General features: G+C 44.4%; 1 protein-coding gene. It reads right to left on the bottom strand.

Annotated elements, in window-relative coordinates; genetic code table 11:
* A partial coding sequence (locus R7R78_RS28755) for a GGDEF domain-containing protein (RefSeq protein WP_225474925.1) occupies positions 1 to 552 on the bottom strand: 552 nt, incomplete at both ends.

Here is a 552-nt window from a genome sequence, read left to right as displayed (position 1 = left end):
AAGCAGCGACGTTTCACGTTCAATGCTGCGACGTACTAACTCGGCATAGGCTTTCGCGTTTTCGGCATTGGCAAGCAACACAATCATAAACTCGTCACCACCAAAGCGAACGGTACATGCTGACTCTGGTAACGTTTGTTTAAAAATCGTGGCGATGGTTGCCATGACTGATTCGCCATTGGTGTAACCGTATTGGTCATTAATGGTTTTAAAATCGTCCACGTCAGTCATAACGATGCTGATAGGCGTATTTTTTTCGCGTGCTTGATTCACAAGGTTAGGCACAATGACTTCCATTGCACGTCGATTGTATAACCCAGTTAATGCATCCAAATGAGAAAGATCGTTGATGGATTTCACCAATCTTGCGTTGATCAACCACAACATACTAAAGCTCAAAGCAACAATGAGGCAGATACTAAATAGAAACGTCAGCTGGTGGATGATACCTGCATTCATAAAACTGGTGACTTCTGGTGCCCAAATGCTCCAAACGGTTCTGCCCGCCATAAAAGCACTAAACCCAAAGAAGGCGTACGCCATCACTTGAAC

Source organism: Vibrio sp. 2134-1 (assembly GCF_033339495.1).
Note: the sequence above shows the minus strand (reverse complement) of the source record. Positions and strands in the feature narration are given on the sequence as shown.